The organism is Citrobacter sp. wls708 (genome assembly GCF_005281255.1).
Taxonomy (GTDB): Bacteria; Pseudomonadota; Gammaproteobacteria; order Enterobacterales; family Enterobacteriaceae; genus Citrobacter; species Citrobacter werkmanii.
Window position 1 is genome coordinate 558,811 of the sequence record NZ_SZXE01000015.1, and the last position, 18,555, is coordinate 577,365.

Sequence of the window (18,555 nt, forward strand, 5' to 3'; positions counted from 1 at the left end):
AAAAACGAACTGTGAGGAAAAACAATGAAAACTCGCGACTCGCAAACAAGTGACGTGATTATCATTGGTGGAGGAGCAACAGGTGCAGGGATCGCACGCGACTGTGCGCTGCGCGGGTTGCGCGTCATCTTAGTGGAACGCCACGATATCGCCACGGGCGCGACCGGACGTAACCATGGCCTGCTGCACAGCGGTGCGCGCTACGCCGTCACCGACGCTGAATCTGCCCGTGAGTGCATCAGCGAAAACCAGATTCTGAAACGTATCGCCCGTCATTGCGTTGAGCCGACGGACGGTCTGTTTATTACCCTGCCGGAGGATGAGCTCTCCTTCCAGGCTACCTTCATTCGCGCCTGTGAAGAGGCCGGTATTCGCGCAGAAGCGATTGACCCTCAGCATGCGCGCATTATCGAACCCTCCGTCAACCCACAGCTGATTGGCGCGGTCAAAGTGCCGGACGGTACGGTCGATCCCTTCCGCTTAACCGCCGCCAACATGCTGGATGCGCGTGAGCATGGCGCGGTTATCTTAACGGCCCATGAAGTGACGGGGCTGATTCGCGAAGGGACAACGGTTTGCGGCGTTAACGTGCGCAATCATCTGACGGGTGAGATGCAGTCCCTGCATGCGCCGGTGGTGGTGAATGCCGCCGGGATCTGGGGCCAGCGCATTGCCGAATATGCCGATCTGAGTATCCGGATGTTCCCGGCCAAAGGATCGCTGCTGATTATGGATCATCGCATAAACCAGCATGTCATTAACCGCTGCCGTAAACCCTCTGACGCCGATATTCTGGTGCCTGGCGATACCATTTCGCTCATTGGTACCACCTCGCAGCACATTGATTACGACGATATCGACAGCAACCGCGTCACCGCAGAAGAGGTCGATATTCTGCTGCGCGAAGGTGAGAAACTGGCGCCGATTATGGCGAAAACACGCATTTTACGCGCCTACTCCGGTGTGCGACCGCTGGTCGCCAGCGACGACGATCCAAGCGGTCGTAACGTCAGCCGCGGTATTGTGCTGTTCGATCACGCTGAACGTGACGGACTGGATGGGTTTATCACCATTACTGGCGGCAAACTGATGACCTACCGTCTGATGGCGGAATGGGCCACCGATGCCGTTTGCCGTAAGCTGGGCAATTCTCAACCTTGCACCACAGCAGACACCGCGCTGCCCGGCTCGCAGGAATCCACCGAGCACACGCTGAAACGCGTAATTTCGTTGCCCGCGCCGTTGCGCGGTTCGGCGGTCTACCGTCACGGCGATCGCACCCCGGCATGGCTTAGCGAAGGTCGTCAGCACCGTAGCCTGGTCTGTGAATGTGAAGCGGTCACTGCGGGCGAAGTGCAATACGCCGTCGAGAATTTAACCGTCAACAGCCTGCTGGATTTGCGTCGCCGTACCCGCGTTGGTATGGGGACCTGCCAGGGCGAATTGTGCGCCTGCCGCGCCGCAGGTTTGCTGCAACGTTTTAATGTCACCACCGCTGCGCAATCTATTACCCAGCTTTCCGATTTCCTCAACGAGCGCTGGAAAGGCGTGCAGCCTATCGCCTGGGGCGACGCGCTGCGCGAAAGCGAATTCACGCGCTGGGTCTATCAGGGATTGTGCGGTCTGGAAAAGGAGCACCAGGATGAAATTTGATACCGTCATTATCGGCGGCGGCCTGGCAGGACTGCTGTGCGGCCTGCAACTGCAAAAAAGCGGGTTGCGCTGTACGATTGTCACGCGCGGCCAAAGCGCCTTGCATTTTTCCTCCGGCTCACTGGATTTGCTCAGCAACTTGCCCGATGGTCAACCGGTGATGGAGATAGAAGCCGGTCTGAATGCGCTGCGTACTCAGGCGCCCACGCATCCGTATAGCATCATCGGAACACAGAACGTCCTGGATCTTGCCCACCAGGCGCAGGATCTGCTGGAAGAATGCGGAACGCATTTGCAGGGCAAAGTACGCCAGTCACATCAACGCGTAACCCCGTTGGGAACCCTGCGCTCAACCTGGTTAAGTTCCCCAGAAGTTCCGGTGTGGCCACTGTCCGCACAGCGTATCTGCGTTGTCGGTATCAGCGGTTTACTGGATTTTCAGGCGCATCTCGCCGCGGCCTCGCTGCGCCAGCGCAATCTCAGCGTCGAGACGGCGGAAATCGATCTGCCTGAACTGGATGTCCTGCGTGATAACCCAACCGAGTTTCGCGCTGTCAATATTGCGCGCCTGCTGGACAACGAAGATAAATGGTCGCTGCTCTATGATGCTTTACTGCCACTGGCAAAAACCTGCGACATGATTATTATGCCAGCCTGTTTCGGCCTGGCGGATGAGCGCCTTTGGCACTGGCTTAACGAGCGCCTTCCCTGCTCGTTGACGCTGTTACCGACTCTACCGCCTTCTGTACTGGGTATGCGTCTGCACAACAAATTACAGCGCCAGTTTGTGCGCCAGGGCGGTGTCTGGATGCCGGGTGATGAAGTGAAGAAAATCACCTGTCAGGATGGCGTCGTCAATGAAGTCTGGACCCGTAACCATGCCGATATCCCGTTGCGTCCGCGCTTCGCCGTGCTCGCCAGCGGCAGCTTTTTCAGCAGCGGTCTGGTCGCCACGCGCGAGGCCATTCACGAACCGATCCTCGGACTGGATGTACAGCAAACCGCCACCCGCGCCGAGTGGTATCAGCGTGATGTCTTCGATCCGCAACCGTGGCAACAGTTTGGCGTTACAACCGATGCCACTTTGCGCCCGTCGCTGGCGGGGAAAACGGTAGAGAACATGTATGCCATCGGTTCTGTTCTCGGTGGTTTTGACCCTATTGCCGAGGGTTGCGGAGGCGGCGTATGCGCAGTCAGCGCCTTACACGCCGCACATGACATTGCGAAACGTGCAGGAGGACAGCAATGAGCGACACACGTTTTGAAAGTTGTATCAAGTGCACGGTGTGCACCACCGCCTGCCCGGTAAGCCGCGTCAATCCGGGCTACCCTGGCCCAAAACAGGCCGGACCGGACGGCGAGCGTCTGCGTCTGAAAGATGGCGCGTTATACGACGATGCGCTGAAATACTGCATCAACTGTAAGCGCTGCGAAGTGGCATGTCCGTCAGATGTGAAAATTGGCGATATCATCCAGCGTGCGCGCGCCAAATATGACACTACGCGTCCATCGCTGCGTAATTTTGTTTTAAGCCATACGGATTTAATGGGAAGTGTATCCACCCCGTTCGCGCCGATAGTGAATACCGCCACCTCGCTGAAACCGGTACGCCAGTTGCTGGACTACGCGCTGAAAATCGACCATCGCCGTACGCTGCCGAAATACTCCTTTGGTACGTTCCGCCGCTGGTATCGCAGCGTTGCCGCACAGCAGGCGCAGTATCCGGAGCAGGTCGCCTTTTTCCACGGCTGTTTTGTTAATTACAACCATCCGCAACTCGGCAAAGACCTGATCAAGGTCCTGAACGCCATGGGAACCGGCGTACAGCTGCTGAGCAAAGAGAAATGCTGCGGCGTACCGCTGATCGCCAACGGCTTTACCGATAAAGCGCGCAAACAGGCGGTCAGCAACGTGGCCTCGCTCAGGGAAGCAATTGACGGGAAAGGTATTCCGGTGATCGCCACCTCATCAACCTGTACCTTTGCACTCCGCGATGAGTACCCGGAAGTGCTGGACGTCGACAACACCGGTCTGCGTGAACATATTGAGCTGGCAACCCGCTGGCTGTGGCGCAAGCTGGATGAAGGCAAAACGTTGCCGCTGAAGACGCTACCGCTGAAAGTGGTCTATCACACGCCTTGCCATATGGAGAAAATGGGCTGGACGCTCTACACGCTGGAGCTGCTGCGCCAAATTCCGGGACTGGAGCTGACGGTATTAGATTCTCAGTGTTGCGGAATCGCCGGAACATACGGCTTTAAAAAGGAAAACTACCCGACGTCACAATCGATTGGCGCACCGTTATTCCGCCAGATTGAAGAAAGCGGTGCCGATATCGTTGTCACCGACTGTGAAACCTGTAAATGGCAGATAGAGATGTCTACAAGCCTTCGCTGTGAACATCCGATCACCCTGCTTGCCAAAGCATTGGGTTAACTCTGTTGCCCGGTGGCGTTTGTTACCGGGCATTTTTGCGTACTCTGTTCCGCCTATCTGAATACGTTGCAATCGGGCGTATTTATCTCTGATTCACTCACGCAAATAGCCAAATCCCCCAATGCAGCTCTGATTAAAAGTGAGTACCGTCATGCCATCTTCTCCTTCAGGTGACGGACTACCATGGATAAATCAACCACCGCTACACCGCATGATGCAGCGTGATTTGATGGGGCTGGTGGACCGTCTGGTCTCGCTTTTAGTTACAAGCACCGCTAATGACAGCCAGCTGCAAACGCTATTAAATTACCTGCTACGATACGGCAATGTTTCTCACGTCAGCGCATTTATCCATGAGGTTGCCGAACGTTCCCCCCATCACAAGGAGAGGTTGATGACGATCGCAGAGAGGCTAAGACAAGAAGGCCACCACCATGGCCTACAAGAAGGGATACAGCAAGGATTAGAACAAGGATTAGAACAGGGAGTGCAGAAAGGTACGCAAGAAGAAGCCTTACGTATCGCTCGCATGATGCTGGAAAATGGAATTGATCATAATTTGGTTCAGTTAATTACCGGGCTATTGCCTGGCGATGTTACAGAGTGAGTCAGGTTGGGAAGGTTTGTAGCCTTCCCAATCAATGTTTAAATCGTCAGCGATTCAACCACTTCTATCCAGCCGTGTTCGCTGGCGATATCCTGGCCGTTTAGCCAACGACGCAGCATATTCAGCGCCATCATCGCGCAAACTTCCTGACGAATCGGCAAACTGTAGCGATTAGCGCTAAGCCTTACGCGCAAGGCATGTGTCCCATCCGGTGTTGCCAGCGCAAAGTTAATATGTTCGCTTTCGAATGCCGATACTGCCAGCGCCAGCCCGGCATAATGTTTGGCGCGTCGCTCGGTAATCCAGTGCGCCGTTTGCGCCAGCGTTTCTTCCTGAGACGGAACCACTTCACTCGCTAGCAGAGGAGCATTAGCGCGAGAGAGCTGGAGTGCAACTAAGCCACCGGTGAACTGTTCGCTCAGCGTCAGACTGTATTGTCGCTCCTGCAACGTGCGGGCGATTTGCGCCGGCAAACCTTCCGTACCTTCGAATATCATATTCTGCCCGGCAACCCGCTTCACTTCAGGCCACAGCGCCAGCATGGCGTCTCGTTGGGAATCAGGCCCGGTCAGCTTCAGCTCAATAATCGGCATCGACGAGCGGTAACCCATTGTCACTCCCGGCGGCAAAGGCAGCGGATCCAGACTCTGCGCCAGATCGCTTTCGGAACGGCCAAAGGTGGTTAATCGCAGGCAGAGAGGTGGTTGAGGCAGAGAAAAACGCTCACGCAAACGCGGCAGAATCTCATGCTCAACCATGACTTTAAATTCCGATGGCACGCCAGGCGTAAAGAACATCAGGCAGCGGTTTAGCTTCACGGCGAACCCGCACGCGGTGCCGACAGGATTATTGATAAATTCAGCGCTGGCAGGAAGCTCAGCCTGTTTGCGGTTGCTCGGCGCCATCACGCGGCCACGGTCGCGGAAATAACGCTCCATCTCGGCCAGCCAGGCTTCATGCAATACCAGCCCCTCGCCTTTTGCCGTTGCCGCCGCCTGCGCGCTTAAATCATCGCTGGTTGGCCCCAGACCGCCATTAACGATCAACACATCGGCGTGTTCGCTACGCTCACGTAGAATAGCGACCAAATCGTCAAGATTGTCCCCTACCGTATTGCGGCGGGTTAACGGTAATCCCTGATTAAAGAAAAAATCAGCCAGCCAGGCGGCATTGGTGTCGACGATTTGTCCGTGCAACACTTCATCCCCGGTGGATAGCATCTCCACGTTTAACATCGTGTTCTCCTGCTTTTATGATGAAAACACTATAGCGCATGGAGGGGGGAAGGCGCGACTGAACGCCGCGCCAGAAATGTCAGAAGCTGGCGTTAACCCCAACGTACGGACCATCAGCAATCGCGTTATCGCGGTTGCCATCTTTACCCGCCAGGTTCAGGTAGCGATAACCGGCTTCAATGCTCAGCGGGCGCATAATTGTCAGACGCGCACCGGCATTGGCTTCTTCATAGCTGTCGATACCGCTGGAAAGCGAATCAGGAGAGTAATAGTACTCGCCAAACAGGCGGAAACTATCGCCAATCGGCCACTGCAAACCGCCACCAACTGCCGCCGCGTAGCCTTCATCACCATCATTAGGGTTAGTATAAATACCTTTCCCTCCGACGGTTGCCAGCAACGGACCAAGTGGAATATTCAGACCCAGTCCCAGACCGGCTGCATCACCGTCGTCATCGTTATGCATCCAGTTACCGCTGACCGCCAGTCCGGTAGATTCAGTCCCCATACCAAACCCAAGGTTGGTGTAATCTTCGCCCGCCTGGCCACTAATGCTAATTGCGCTCGCCGACGCGGAAACAAACAGCATTCCGGCAAAACCCAACATTAAACTTTTTTTCATTTTCTATCCTTTCCAGCAAGAATCAAAACATAGCCCCAAAACCGAGGAATTGTACTGCCAGATGACAAGGAATCAATGAGCTAAAAAAGCGATGCAATGGCATATTGTAACCAAATACTACTTACAAGTTTGAGTTAAGGTTAAATTCCAGGGCTATTTGCAGAATCGACATAGCAGGCCCCCGTTTTCAACAAACATCCCCTTCTCCCCTGATAAAGCAGGGTTAAACGTCATGGAAGCGTTTTTTCTGCCGCCAGCAAAAGGTAAGATGGGTACACAATGGAATTCTCAGCATCCCCTACAAGGACCCAACCTATGCGCCAAAGAACGATTGTTTGTCCATTAATTCAAAATAATGGCTGTTATTTACTGTGCAAAATGGCTGATGACCGTGGCGTTTTCCCCGGCCAGTGGGCGCTTTCTGGCGGCGGTGTTGAAGCGGGCGAACGCATTGAAGAGGCTTTGCGTCGGGAAGTAAGGGAAGAACTGGGCGAACAGCTCGTGTTGTCAGAAATTAGCCCCTGGACCTTCAGTGATGATATTCGCACCAAAACCTATGCCGATGGCAGCCAGGAAGAGATTTACATGATTTACCTCATCTTTGATTGTGTCGCGGCGAATCGTGAAGTGAACATTAACGAAGAGTTTCAGGCATTCGCCTGGGTTAAACCGGAAGATCTCGGCACGTACGACTTAAATGTCGCCACGCGTAAAACATTAACCCTGAAAGGATTACTGTAAATTATCATTCTAATAGCGGCATAAAATACCTTCCTGAATTGCGGCATTGCATTGACCTGGCTACAGCAACCAGCAATGCCGTTTACGCCACGCCATTTCTGTAAAATTCATTTAATTTCAAAATAATAAATTAAAAACACCGTTATTTTCCTTTATATCTCGAACCTTAAACTCTTAAGGATAAATTAACCTTCAGTCATTAACCTTTGAAGCCTGATAAATAATTAACGACGCGCCTGTTTATCGCGAAAAATAAAACGTCGGTGCGTTAAATGGCTTGAAGGAATAATGATGTCTGACTTTTTGCCTTTCTCTCGCCCGGCGATGGGAGCTGAAGAGCTTGCCGCAGTGAAGGCGGTTCTGGACTCGGGATGGATAACCACCGGCCCGCAAAATCAGCAGTTGGAACAAGCCTTCTGCCAGCTCACGGGAAATCAGCATGCCGTCGCCGTCTGCTCCGCCACCGCTGGAATGCACATCACGCTAATGGCGCTGGGCATCGGTGCGGGCGATGAGGTCATCACGCCATCGATGACGTGGGTTTCTACCCTCAATATGATTGTCCTGCTGGGTGCGACGCCGGTCATGGTCGACGTTGATCGTGATACGCTCATGGTCACGCCAGAGCAGATTGAAGAGGCCATCACCCCACGAACCAAAGCGATTGTTCCGGTACATTACGCAGGCGCCCCGGCCGATCTTGACGCGATTTATGCCATTGGCGAGCGCTATGGCATTCCGATCATCGAAGATGCGGCGCACGCCGTAGGGACGTTATATAAGAATCGTCATGTCGGCACGCACGGCACCGCTATTTTCTCGTTTCACGCCATCAAAAATATTACCTGTGCGGAAGGTGGGCTGATTGTTACCGACGACGGCCAGCTTGCCCAGCGGCTTCGCAGTCTGAAGTTTCACGGCCTGGGCGTTGATGCTTTTGATCGACAAACCTACGGCCGCGCGCCGCAGGCTGAAGTGCTGGCGCCAGGATACAAATACAACCTCACGGATATCAATGCCGCCATCGCGCTGGTCCAGCTGAAGAAACTGGAGCAACTGAACTCACGCCGCGCACAAATTGCCCGGGAGTATCAACAGGCGCTGGCCGATACGCCATTTCAACCGTTGAGCCTGCCCCAGTGGTCTCACGTTCACGCCTGGCATCTGTTTATCATTCGTGTTGATGAAGCGCGCTGTGGCCTGAACAGAGATGCCTTAATGGAAGCGCTGAAGGCCAGAAATATCGGCACCGGTCTGCATTTTCGTGCGGCCCATACGCAAAAATATTATCGCGAACGCTTCACCACGCTTTCGCTGCCCAATACAGAGTGGAATAGCGCACGCATCTGCTCGCTGCCGTTGTTCCCCGATATGACCGCCACTGACACCCAGCGAGTTATTACGGCACTTCGCGAGATTGCAGGACAATAACCATGTTTGAAGCAACACCGATCAAAAAAGTCTCGGTGGTCATTCCCGTTTTTAATGAACAGGAAAGCCTGCCAGAGCTAATCAGACGTACCAGCGCCGCCTGCGAAAAATTGGGCAAAGAGTATGAAATCTTGCTGATCGATGACGGCAGCAGCGACCATTCCGCGCAACTGATGATGGACGCGTCTCAGGCGCCGAACAGCCATATTGTTTCTATTCTGCTGAACCGCAATTACGGCCAGCACTCGGCGATCATGGCCGGTTTCAGCCATGTCAGCGGTGACTTGATCATCACGCTGGATGCCGATTTACAAAACCCGCCGGAGGAGATCCCCCGGCTGGTCGCCACCGCAGATGAAGGCTTCGATGTGGTCGGAACGGTACGCCAGAACCGACAGGACAGCGTATTTCGTAAAACCGCCTCGCGCATGATCAACCACCTGATTCAGCGTACTACCGGTAAAGCAATGGGCGACTACGGCTGCATGCTACGCGCCTATCGTCGCCATATTGTCGATGCCATGCTGCATTGTCAGGAGCGCAGCACCTTTATTCCGATTCTGGCCAACATTTTTGCCCGTCGCGCCACGGAGATCCCGGTACACCATGCAGAGCGTGAATTTGGTGATTCTAAATACAGCTTCATGCGCCTGATCAACCTGATGTATGACCTGGTGACCTGTCTGACCACCACGCCGTTACGTATGTTGAGCCTGCTCGGCAGCGTGATTGCCGCCACGGGCTTTACGTTGTCCGTTCTGCTTGTTGTGTTGCGCCTGACGCTCGGCCCGCAGTGGGCCGCGGAAGGGGTATTCATGCTGTTTGCCGTCCTGTTTACCTTTATCGGCGCACAGTTTATCGGCATGGGTTTACTCGGCGAATATATCGGTCGCATCTATAACGATGTCCGCGCCCGCCCCCGCTATTTTGTTCAACACGTTATCCGCCCACAAACCACGCAGTCAACCGAGGAAAACCGCGCATGAAAGCCGTCGTATTTGCCTATCACGATATGGGATGTCAGGGTGTCCAGGCCTTGTTGGATGCAGGTTATGAAATCGCCGCAATTTTTACGCACACCGACAACCCGGGTGAAAAAGCGTTTTTTGGCTCTGTTTCCCGCCTCGCCGCCAGCGCCGGTATTCCGGTTTACGCCCCGGACGAGGTTAATCATCCTTTGTGGATCGAGCGCATTAGCCAACTGGCACCCGATGTTATCTTCTCGTTCTACTATCGCCATTTACTGAGTGAGGAGATCCTCAGACTTGCGCCCAAGGGAGCATTTAATCTGCACGGCTCGCTGCTGCCGAAATATCGCGGCCGCGCGCCGCTGAACTGGGTATTGGTCAATGGCGAAACCGAAACCGGCGTCACGCTTCATCGCATGATCAAACGCGCGGATGCGGGCGCTATTATCGCCCAGCAGTCTGTCGCTATCTCTCCGGATGATGTGGCGTTAACGCTGCACCATAAATTGTACCAGGCTGCGCGTCACCTGCTGGAACAGGCGCTGCCCGCGATTAAAACGGGGGATTACGCAGAACGCCCTCAACAGGAAGCAGAGGCTACCTGTTTTGGCCGCCGCACACCGGAAGATAGCTTCCTTGACTGGAACAAACCCGCCGCGGAGCTGCATAACCAGGTCCGCGCCGTCAGCGATCCGTGGCCGGGCGCATTTAGCTATGTCGGCACGCAAAAGTTCACCGTCTGGTCATCGCGTGTTTGCACAAATAACCTTGCAGCCCAACCGGGCACCGTCATCTCCGTGTCGCCTTTGCTGATCGCCTGTGTCGATGGCGCACTGGAGATCATTACCGGGCAAGCTGGCGATGGTATTGCAATGCAGGGCTCACAGCTGGCGCAGGTTCTGGGCCTCGTACCCGGTTCTCGTCTGAACAGCCAGTCAGTTACCACCAGCAAACGTCGTACTCGCGTGCTGATCCTCGGCGTTAATGGCTTCATTGGTAACCATCTGACCGAGCGCCTGCTGCAAGAAGACAATTACGAAGTATATGGACTCGATATTGGTAGCGACGCCATTGGGCGTTTCCTGCAACATCCGCGTTTCCATTTCGTTGAAGGCGACATCAGTATTCACTCCGAATGGATTGAATATCATGTAAAAAAATGCGACGTCGTATTGCCGCTGGTCGCGATCGCCACGCCAATCGAATATACCCGTAACCCACTGCGCGTGTTTGAGCTTGATTTTGAAGAGAACCTGAAAATCATTCGCTACTGCGTGAAGTACCGTAAGCGCATCATTTTCCCGTCAACATCCGAAGTTTACGGCATGTGTACCGATAAAGTCTTCGATGAGGACAGCTCGAATCTGATCGTCGGTCCGGTGAATAAACCGCGTTGGATCTACTCCGTTTCCAAACAGTTGCTGGACCGCGTGATCTGGGCATACGGCGAAAAAGAGGGATTGCGCTTCACCCTGTTCCGTCCGTTTAACTGGATGGGACCGCGTCTGGACAGTCTGAATGCCGCGCGAATCGGCAGCTCACGCGCCATTACCCAATTGATTCTCAATCTGGTGGAAGGCTCACCGATTAAGCTGATTGAAGGCGGCAAGCAAAAACGCTGCTTTACCGACATTCGCGATGGTATCGAAGCCCTGTACCGCATTATTGAAAATGAAGGCGGACGTTGTGACGGCGAGATTATCAATATCGGTAACCCGGAGAACGAAGCGAGTATTCAGGAACTGGCAGAAATGCTGCTTTCCTGCTTTGAAAAACATCCATTACGTCAGCATTTTCCGCCGTTTGCCGGTTTCCGCGACGTCGAAAGCAGCACCTACTATGGTAAAGGTTATCAGGACGTTGAGCATCGTAAGCCCAATATTCGCAACGCAAAACGTTGCCTGAACTGGGAACCCACCATTGAGATGCAGGAAACGGTAGAAGAGACGCTGGACTTCTTCTTACGCAGTGTGGATATCACGGAACACACATCATGACCAAAGTTGGCTTGCGCATTGATGTCGACACGTTCAGGGGGACGCGCGAAGGCGTGCCCCGCCTGCTGGAGACATTGAACCGACATAACGTTCGGGCAAGTTTTTTCTTTAGCGTGGGACCTGACAACATGGGACGCCATCTCTGGCGTCTTGTGAAGCCACAATTTCTGTGGAAGATGCTGCGCTCAAACGCAGCATCGCTCTACGGATGGGATATTTTGCTGGCGGGTACAGCATGGCCGGGAAAAGAGATCGGCCAGGCCAATGCGGCAATAATTGCGCAAACCGCCCTGCTTCATGAAACCGGTTTGCATGCCTGGGATCACCATGCCTGGCAGGCGCGAAGCGGAAACTGGAATGACAAAGAACTGATTGACGATATTTCACGCGGCATTACCGCCCTTGAAGCTATCATCAATCAGTCCGTTACCTGCTCCGCCGTTGCCGGATGGCGTGCCGACGACCGCGTCGTCCATGCCAAAGAAACGTTCCATCTGCGCTATAACAGCGACTGTCGGGGAACGTCGTTATTCCGTCCTGTGCTGGCATCCGGGAAAACAGGTACGCCGCAAATTCCTGTCACATTACCCACATGGGATGAAGTGGTGGGTCAGGAGGTCCAGGCTGTGGACTTTAACGCTTATATTCTCTCCCACATCCGGATGAGCAGAGGGACGCCGGTGTACACCATTCATGCAGAAGTGGAAGGTATCGCCTTTCAGCAGAATTTTGACGAGCTGCTCACTCGCGCTGCCGACATGGGCATTACGTTTTGCCCGCTCGGGGATCTGCTACCGGACGATATCAGTACGCTGCCAACAGGGCGGATCGTGCGTGGGAAAATTCCCGGCAGAGAGGGATGGCTCGGCTGTCAGCAACCCGTGGATATGACACAATGAAATCGGTACGTAACGCCCTGGCATTTATCGCTTTTATCGCGCTGTATTTTATTTTACCTATTAATAGTCGTCTGCTGTGGCAACCTGATGAAACGCGCTATGCCGAAATCAGCCGGGAGATGCTGACCTCTGGCGACTGGATCGTTCCGCACTTTTTAGGGCTGCGTTATTTTGAAAAACCGATTGCCGGATACTGGTTGAACAGCATCGGGCAATGGCTGTTTGGCGCCAATAATTTTGGCGTCAGAGCGGGCGCTATTTTTGCCACCTTGCTGACTGCGCTACTGGTAGCCTGGCTTACTATGCGAATATGGCAGGATAAGCGTACCGCAGTACTCTCTTCAGTCATCTTTTTAACTTTTTTTTCGGTCTATAGCATCGGTACCTACGCGGTACTTGATCCTATGATCGCACTCTGGCTGATGGCGGGCATGTGCTGCTTTTGGGAGGGGATGCAGGCCACGACCAGAACACGCAAAATCATCGCCTTTCTGCTGTTAGGGTTAACCTGCGGCATGGGCGTGATGACCAAGGGTTTCCTGGCGCTTGCCGTTCCTGTGCTCAGCGTACTGCCGTGGGTTTTCGTGCAAAAACGCTGGAAAGACCTGATCATCTACGGCCTGTTGGCAGTCGTCGGCTGCGTCGTGATTGTGCTGCCGTGGGGAGTTGCGATTGCTCAGCGTGAGCCGGACTTCTGGCATTATTTCTTTTGGGTCGAACACATTCAACGCTTCGCCCAGGATGATGCCCAACATAAAGCCCCTGTCTGGTACTACATTCCCGTGCTTTTGGCTGGCGCGTTACCGTGGCTCGGGCTGCTTCCCGGCGCGCTGCGCACAGGCTGGCGGGAACGCGATGTTTCGCGCAGCACACTATACCTGCTAAGCTGGATTATCATGCCGATCCTGTTTTTCAGCATCGCAAAAGGAAAACTGCCGACCTATATTCTTTCCTGCTTTGCGCCGTTGGCGATATTAACGGCGCGGTTCGGCCTGCAGGCCGCGCAAAAAGGTTCAGCCGCGCTGCGTGTGAATGGCTGGATCAACGTTCTGTTTGGTGTGGCGGGCATTATCGCCACGTTTATTGTTTCCACGCTGGGACCGTTGAAAACGCCTGTCTGGTCGCATATCGAAACCTATAAGGTTTTTTGCGCATGGGGTATTTTTCTCACCTGGACGCTCTTTGGCTGGTATACGTTAAATAACCGCGAGAAGAACTGGCAATTTGCCGCGTTTTGCCCATTAGGACTGGCACTGTTGTTTGGCTTCTCCATTCCTGATCGGGTCATGGAATCTAAACAACCACAGTTTTTTGTCGAGATGACCAAAGAGTCGCTGGAATCCAGCCGCTATATTCTCACCGACAGCGTTGGCGTCGCTGCGGGGCTGGCCTGGAGCCTGAAGCGTGACGACATCATGCTATACGGACAAACAGGCGAGTTGAAATACGGCCTCAACTATCCGGATGCCCACGGGCGCTTTGTCAGTCGGACGGACTTTGTCGACTGGTTAGCCCAACACCGTCAGCAAGGAAATATTACCCTCGTGCTCTCGATTGATAAGAATGAAGATATTAATCAACTAGCCATTCCTCCCGCTGATTATATCGATAATCAGGGGCGACTGGTCCTGATTCAGTATCGACCGAAATGATCTGGATAGTCTTAATTTCCGCCAGCCTGCTCAGCGTATGCGGACAGTTATGCCAGAAGCAGGCAACCCGTCCGGTACCATCAGGCAGGCGAAAACGCCATATTACGCAATGGATTGGGCTGGCCCTGGCAAGCCTCGGCCTGGCTATGCTGCTGTGGCTGGTGGTGTTGCAGAATATCCCTGTTGGCATCGCCTATCCCATGCTGAGCCTGAATTTTGTCTGGGTGACGCTGGCCGCCTGGAAAATCTGGCGCGAACCGGTCGCAACGCGCCACTGGCTGGGTGTGGGGCTGATAATCGCCGGCATATTCATTCTTGGGAGCGCGGTGTAATGGGCATTTTTTGGGGATTATGTAGCGTTATTATCACCTCGGCCGCCCAACTGAGTCTCGGCTTTGCGATGGATAATCTGCCGCCGATGCTGCAACCGTTGAAATTTCTATCCGCCGTATTCGCCCTCAACACTGGCGCATTTGCTCTTTTTAGTGGGCTGGCGGGATATTTACTGTCGGTAATTTGCTGGCATAAGGCCCTGCATCAGCTCGCCCTGAGCAAGGCTTATGCCCTGCTCAGCCTCAGCTATGTTCTGGTTTGGATCGCATCTATGATTCTGCCCGGCTGGCAGGGCACATTTTCAGTGAAAGCGCTGGCTGGGGTACTGTGCATCATGGCGGGTTTAATGGCGATTTTTCTGCCTGCTGACCAGCATCGGCGCTGAGCTCATTTATCTGCCGACAGTCGTACCAGGCGCTCCCATTCGTCACATATGTACTGTCTGGCATCGATTATTTTAATCACGCGAGATGCATCACGATTAACACAATACTGGGCGTCTTTCAGCGGCGAAAGGAGATCGCCAGGTTTAACCTGCTCGGAAGATTGCGCCTCAGCAAGCATCTTAAGTGATCCACCGCTATCGCAAAGTACGATATAGAGCCTCCCTGCTTTCTTATGACAGCAAGACTTCTTCACATGCCATTCCATAGCGCACCTTTTGTTAATCAATTTCACATCAGGTTACACTTTAGCTGATAAACAAAACGACAATAGCGACGGAATGGCAAAAATGAGAAATGTAATTAATGTTTTCTTAATGTTAATGATGAAGCACTTACCCAATCCGCCAACGCGCGACGAGAGATTTTAATCCCTCCGGCTTTGAGCTCGGGCGGCAACGTCAGCCAACAAACCGGTTGCTGAAAACGGGCCAGCTTATCTTTAACCCACTCTGCAAGATTGGCGTCACCAGCATCGGTGTCATACTCAACGACCGCCACCGGACGATAACCAAACTCTTTATCTTCTAATGGGACAATAAAGGCCTGCAGAACCTGCGGATGCGCTGCAATCACGCGTTCCACTTCTTCTGGCTGTATGCCTTCCCCGCCGCTAAAAAACAGATTGTCCATGCGACCGATAATGGTTAATTTGCCGTCCTTTAACACCCCACGATCGCGGGTGGCAAACCAGCCTTCCGCGTTAACCAGAGGGGTAAGCTGCCCGTTGCGCCAGTAGCCTTGCGCCATGCTGGCCGCACGCAGCCAGACTTCGTCATCCACGATTCTGACTTCTCTGCCCGCTAAAGCTGAACCGACATCTGCCAGACCATCCGCCTCTTTCGCACAGACGGTGGAAGCGAATTCCGTCAGTCCATAACCGCACCAGCAGCGAATCCCCTGATCGCGCGCCTGCTCCGTCAACTCAACAGGAATAGCCGCGCCGCCCAGCAGCACCGCTTTGAGCGTGATCGGTGTTTTATTGACCAACAAGCGCCACAACTGAGTAGGGACCAGCGAGGCATGGGTGCAGCCGACCAGCATTTGTCCCAGCGGCTGCTTGTCGCGCACGGTCATTCGCGCTCCGGCAAACAACCAGCGCCATAAAATACCCTGGCCGGAGACATGAAACAGCGGCAGTGAAAGCAGCCAGTCATCTTCAGCACCAAACGGCATTAATGACAGCACCCCCTGCGCACTTGCCAGATGCGCCTGACAGGTGTGAACCGCCGCTTTCGGCAATCCGGTGGAACCTGAGGTTAACGTCATTGTGCTCAAGCGCTGAGGCAACCACGCGGCGGCATGTGCGCCAGGTAGCACCTGCATCTGCAACGGATTCAGCCCCGGGAACGCGGTAGCCGCCTCCAGATCCAACGCAAAACGTAGCGTTAAGTCCGGAACCAGCGCGTCAAGCAACGACTGTGGCAACTGCGGGTTCACAGGTAAAACCCGCGCCCCACATTGCAGCAGCGCGAGCCAGGCCAGTAAGGCTCGCGGATGATTCCATGCGCGGAGCAGGACGCCATCGCCCTCTTCCACGCCCTGAGCGGCAAACCCGCAGGCCAGATGATCGACGCGCGTGCAAAGCTCACTCCAGCTTAATACTTCATCGTTGAGGCGCAGGGCTGGCGCCTGCGCACGAACCTGTCGCCAGTCGCGCCAGGGCCAGTCAGTGCCCGCTAAGCTCGCGCTAGCAGGCGTTTCCCATGAGGTCATAGCAGGCGTTCCAGCGCATCAACGGCAATACACGGCAACGCGCTACCCGGCCAGGCGCGTACCTGCTGGCACTGCATCAGACTCAGCGTGTCCAGACCCGGAATGGTCTGCGGCGTCAGCCAGGCGGCAATTCTCGCCAGTTGGGTTAAGCCAAGACTCGACTCAATAGATGAACTGATAACGGCGGTGAGACCAAGCGCATGCGCTGCCGCAACCTGTTCACGCACTTTGTCGAGACTACCGGTCAGCGTCGGTTTGATAACCACAGCCTTGACACCCTCTTCGGCTTCAAAGGTGAAATCCGCTTCGCGCAGACTTTCGTCCCAGGCGATAGCGATGCCGGTTTCACGCGCGAATGCGCGTGAGTCATCGCGCGTTTTACATGGTTCTTCAAGGAAGGCGATGCGTCCACGATACTCAGGATTGACGTATTTCGCGAACTGTTGGGCTTTCAACGGCGTCCAGGCACGGTTGGCGTCAAGTCGCAGATGCAGCTCCGGAATCGCCTCCAGCAGCAGATTGGCTACCATCCCGTCGCGAACCGCTTCATACAGCCCAACCTTGATCTTGGCGACTTTTTCGCCCGGCATATCCGCCAGTTGCAGCACCAGATCGTCAGGATCGCCCGTACACAGAGGCGCAGCACGATAGTCTGCAGCCTCCGGCAGAGCGTCTGCCAGTTCGGCCAGCGCACAGCTTGCGCCAAAAGCGACTGAAGGCAGTTGTGGTAAAGAAGCATTTCCTTGCAGCCAGCCTTTCACCCAGGCCAGCAGCTCGGTTTGCGCCTCTTCCCAGCTTTCCTGACTGAAGCCTGGCAGCGGGGAGATCTCTCCCCACCCTTCACGCTCGCCGTCACGCAGACAAACATACAGCCCGTCACGCGTTTTTAACCGCCTGTCGCGCAGAATCACCCCCGCGTCCATGGGTATCTGCCAGCGGTATACCTGCGCGCTACGCATTACGGATTCCGTTTGAATTTGCTGAAGTCAGGCTGACGTTTCTGGTTAAAGGCGTTACGGCCTTCCTGACCTTCTTCCGTCATGTAGAACAGCATGGTGGCGTTACCGGCCAGCTCTTGCAGGCCTGCCTGCCCATCGCAGTCGGCGTTCAGCGCCGCTTTCAGGCAACGCAGCGCCATCGGGCTGTTTTGCAGCATCTCACGGCACCAGCGTACGGTCTCTTTCTCCAGATCTGCCAGCGGAACCACGGTGTTGACCAGGCCCATATCCAGCGCCTGTTGCGCATCGTACTGACGGCACAGGAACCAGATCTCACGCGCTTTTTTCTGACCAACGATACGGGCCATATAAGAGGCACCCCAACCGCCGTCGAAGGAACCCACTTTCGGGCCAGTCTGACCAAAGATGGCGTTTTCTGCCGCAATGGTCAGGTCACACATCATATGCAGTACATGGCCGCCGCCAATGGAGTACCCTGCCACCATCGCCACGACCGGTTTCGGGCAGGTACGAATCTGACGCTGGAAGTCCAGCACGTTCAGGTGATGCACACCGGAGTCATCCTGATATCCGCCGTAGTCGCCACGCACTTTCTGATCGCCACCTGAGCAGAACGCTTTGTCACCCGCACCGGTCAAAATGATCACGCCGATGTTGTCGTCATAGCGGGCATCCGCCAGCGCCTGGATCATCTCTTTTACGGTAACAGGACGGAAAGCATTGCGTACCTGCGGACGATTAATGGTGATTTTGGCGATACCGTCGGTGGATTTCTCGTAGAGAATGTCGGTATAGCCTGCAGAGCAATCGTGCCATTCTACCGGTGCGTAAAGCATTGTTTCATCAGGATAGATCATAAAATG

The 18,555-nt window shown here is 54.5% G+C and carries 18 protein-coding genes; 12 read left to right on the plus strand and 6 right to left on the minus strand.

Going from position 1 to position 18,555, the window contains the following annotated elements:
• The first annotated feature begins 24 nt into the window (after positions 1-24).
• From glpA to FDW97_RS07925, 4 genes are all read left to right on the plus strand, one after another.
• Positions 25-1,653 (plus strand): anaerobic glycerol-3-phosphate dehydrogenase subunit A, encoded by a 1,629-nt coding sequence (glpA, locus tag FDW97_RS07910; protein ID WP_137350869.1) that lies wholly within the window; start codon positions 25-27, stop codon positions 1,651-1,653.
• Positions 1,643-2,902, plus strand: a complete 1,260-nt coding sequence (gene glpB / locus FDW97_RS07915) for a glycerol-3-phosphate dehydrogenase subunit GlpB (RefSeq protein ID WP_085047833.1) — start codon at positions 1,643-1,645, stop codon at positions 2,900-2,902. The genes glpA and glpB overlap by 11 nt, the downstream gene beginning before the upstream one ends.
• Positions 2,899-4,089, plus strand: a complete 1,191-nt coding sequence (gene glpC / locus FDW97_RS07920; protein ID WP_038642250.1) for an anaerobic glycerol-3-phosphate dehydrogenase subunit GlpC — start codon at positions 2,899-2,901, stop codon at positions 4,087-4,089. Before glpB ends, glpC begins: the two co-directional genes overlap by 4 nt.
• A 151-nt stretch (positions 4,090-4,240) precedes the next feature.
• On the plus strand, positions 4,241-4,696 hold the full coding sequence (locus tag FDW97_RS07925) for a hypothetical protein (RefSeq protein WP_137350870.1): 456 nt from the start codon (positions 4,241-4,243) through the stop codon (positions 4,694-4,696).
• A gap of 38 nt (positions 4,697-4,734) precedes the next feature.
• On the opposite strand, the gene FDW97_RS07930 is transcribed toward FDW97_RS07925, so the two are convergent.
• Together FDW97_RS07930 and FDW97_RS07935 are read right to left on the minus strand one after the other, a co-directional pair.
• On the minus strand, positions 4,735-5,931 hold the full coding sequence (locus FDW97_RS07930; protein ID WP_085047831.1) for a nicotinamide mononucleotide deamidase-related protein YfaY: 1,197 nt from the start codon (positions 5,929-5,931) through the stop codon (positions 4,735-4,737).
• A 79-nt stretch (positions 5,932-6,010) separates the two neighbouring features.
• Positions 6,011-6,553, minus strand: coding sequence for a YfaZ family outer membrane protein (locus tag FDW97_RS07935; RefSeq protein ID WP_038642254.1), 543 nt, complete (start codon positions 6,551-6,553; stop codon positions 6,011-6,013).
• 315 nt (positions 6,554-6,868) lie between these two features.
• Here FDW97_RS07935 and nudI point away from each other — a divergent pair, with 315 nt between their 5' ends.
• The 8 genes from nudI to arnF all read left to right on the plus strand — a co-directional run bounded on the left by nudI (position 6,869) and on the right by arnF (position 14,959).
• A complete protein-coding gene (gene nudI / locus FDW97_RS07940; protein WP_137350871.1) occupies positions 6,869-7,294 on the plus strand; it encodes a nucleoside triphosphatase NudI in 426 nt (141 codons plus the stop codon).
• Between the two features lie 291 nt (positions 7,295-7,585).
• Entirely contained in the window at positions 7,586-8,725 is a 1,140-nt protein-coding gene (arnB, locus tag FDW97_RS07945; protein WP_137350872.1) for a UDP-4-amino-4-deoxy-L-arabinose aminotransferase, read from the plus strand.
• Between the two features lie 2 nt (positions 8,726-8,727).
• Positions 8,728-9,711 (plus strand): undecaprenyl-phosphate 4-deoxy-4-formamido-L-arabinose transferase, encoded by a 984-nt coding sequence (arnC, locus tag FDW97_RS07950; RefSeq protein ID WP_087857371.1) that lies wholly within the window; start codon positions 8,728-8,730, stop codon positions 9,709-9,711.
• A complete protein-coding gene (gene arnA, locus FDW97_RS07955) occupies positions 9,708-11,690 on the plus strand; it encodes a bifunctional UDP-4-amino-4-deoxy-L-arabinose formyltransferase/UDP-glucuronic acid oxidase ArnA (protein ID WP_137350873.1) in 1,983 nt (660 codons plus the stop codon). The genes arnC and arnA overlap by 4 nt, the downstream gene beginning before the upstream one ends.
• Positions 11,687-12,589, plus strand: a complete 903-nt coding sequence (gene arnD, locus FDW97_RS07960) for a 4-deoxy-4-formamido-L-arabinose-phosphoundecaprenol deformylase (protein WP_137350874.1) — start codon at positions 11,687-11,689, stop codon at positions 12,587-12,589. The genes arnA and arnD overlap by 4 nt, the downstream gene beginning before the upstream one ends.
• A complete protein-coding gene (gene arnT / locus FDW97_RS07965; RefSeq protein WP_085047825.1) occupies positions 12,586-14,241 on the plus strand; it encodes a lipid IV(A) 4-amino-4-deoxy-L-arabinosyltransferase in 1,656 nt (551 codons plus the stop codon). The genes arnD and arnT overlap by 4 nt, the downstream gene beginning before the upstream one ends.
• The gene (gene arnE, locus FDW97_RS07970; protein ID WP_085047824.1) at positions 14,238-14,573 is read left to right on the plus strand and encodes a 4-amino-4-deoxy-L-arabinose-phosphoundecaprenol flippase subunit ArnE; all 336 of its coding nucleotides are present in this window, start codon (positions 14,238-14,240) and stop codon (positions 14,571-14,573) included. Before arnT ends, arnE begins: the two co-directional genes overlap by 4 nt.
• Positions 14,573-14,959 carry a 4-amino-4-deoxy-L-arabinose-phosphoundecaprenol flippase subunit ArnF gene (gene arnF / locus FDW97_RS07975; protein WP_110497346.1) on the plus strand — a complete coding sequence of 129 codons (387 nt, stop codon included), beginning with the start codon at positions 14,573-14,575 and terminating at the stop codon, positions 14,957-14,959. The genes arnE and arnF overlap by 1 nt, the downstream gene beginning before the upstream one ends.
• A 2-nt stretch (positions 14,960-14,961) precedes the next feature.
• On the opposite strand, the gene pmrD is transcribed toward arnF, so the two are convergent.
• From pmrD to menB, 4 genes are all read right to left on the minus strand, one after another.
• Positions 14,962-15,225, minus strand: a complete 264-nt coding sequence (gene pmrD, locus FDW97_RS07980) for a signal transduction protein PmrD (RefSeq protein ID WP_087857366.1) — start codon at positions 15,223-15,225, stop codon at positions 14,962-14,964.
• A gap of 95 nt (positions 15,226-15,320) precedes the next feature.
• Entirely contained in the window at positions 15,321-16,733 is a 1,413-nt protein-coding gene (gene menE, locus FDW97_RS07985; RefSeq protein ID WP_137350875.1) for an o-succinylbenzoate--CoA ligase, read from the minus strand.
• On the minus strand, positions 16,730-17,692 hold the full coding sequence (menC, locus tag FDW97_RS07990; protein WP_137350876.1) for an o-succinylbenzoate synthase: 963 nt from the start codon (positions 17,690-17,692) through the stop codon (positions 16,730-16,732). The genes menE and menC overlap by 4 nt, the downstream gene beginning before the upstream one ends.
• A complete protein-coding gene (gene menB / locus FDW97_RS07995; protein WP_038642278.1) occupies positions 17,692-18,549 on the minus strand; it encodes a 1,4-dihydroxy-2-naphthoyl-CoA synthase in 858 nt (285 codons plus the stop codon). The genes menC and menB overlap by 1 nt, the downstream gene beginning before the upstream one ends.
• Between the last annotated feature and the right edge of the window lie 6 nt (positions 18,550-18,555).